The 727-nt window shown below is 61.2% G+C and carries 1 pseudogene; it reads right to left on the minus strand.

The annotated features are described in order from the left end of the window. Positions 1-668, minus strand: a pseudogene (locus tag ACWKV7_RS23690) (IS3 family transposase); the annotation flags it as partial. Between the last annotated feature and the right edge of the window lie 59 nt (positions 669-727).

Here is a 727-nt window from a genome sequence, read left to right on the forward strand (position 1 = left end):
CGATGCCGTGAAATCCTGCTTGAGCAAGTTCTCCGCCACCGGCAGGGAGTGGCGGGAGTTGGTGGTGGCCTTGAACGTCCTGGCGGCCCTGGCACGCAGTCCTTGCCGTTGCATCGAGGCAGCAACTGTCTTGCGATTGCAGCGCAGCCCGGCATCCCGCAGGTCGTGGCACAGTCGTGGAGCCCCGCTGCGGCCCTTACGTGCGCTGTATGCCTGCGCGACCTGATGATCCAACTCGGCTCTTCGCTGGTGACGCATCGACGCCCTTCGTGAACACCAGGCGTAGAAGCCGCTGCGGGCGACACCCAGTACACGGCACATGGTCGTCACCGGGAACTGCATGACGTGTGCTCTCATGAAGGCGTACTTCACTTGAGGCTCTTGGCAAAGTACGCGGCGGCCTTTTTTACGATGGCCAGCTCCTCGGCTTGTTCAGCCAGTTGCCGCTTGAGCCGGGCATTCTCCTCGGCCAGGGATTGCTCGCGCTCGCTGCTGGTCTGGCTTTGCTGCTGCTTGCTGCGCCAGCCGTAAAGCTGGGAAGCATGAAGGCCGAGTTGTTCGGCAGCCTTACTGACTCCGACTCGTTCGGCCAAGGCCAGTGCTTCGTCCTTGTAGGCCTGGGAATGGTGGGTGCGGGTTTGTTTCATCGGGGTTGCTGGTCTTGCCATGGTTCACCTCGTTAGAGTTTATCGCTTAACGGGGTGTCCACGATTGCTGGGCAAGATCA

This window comes from Zestomonas ipomoeae, from assembly GCF_057128665.1.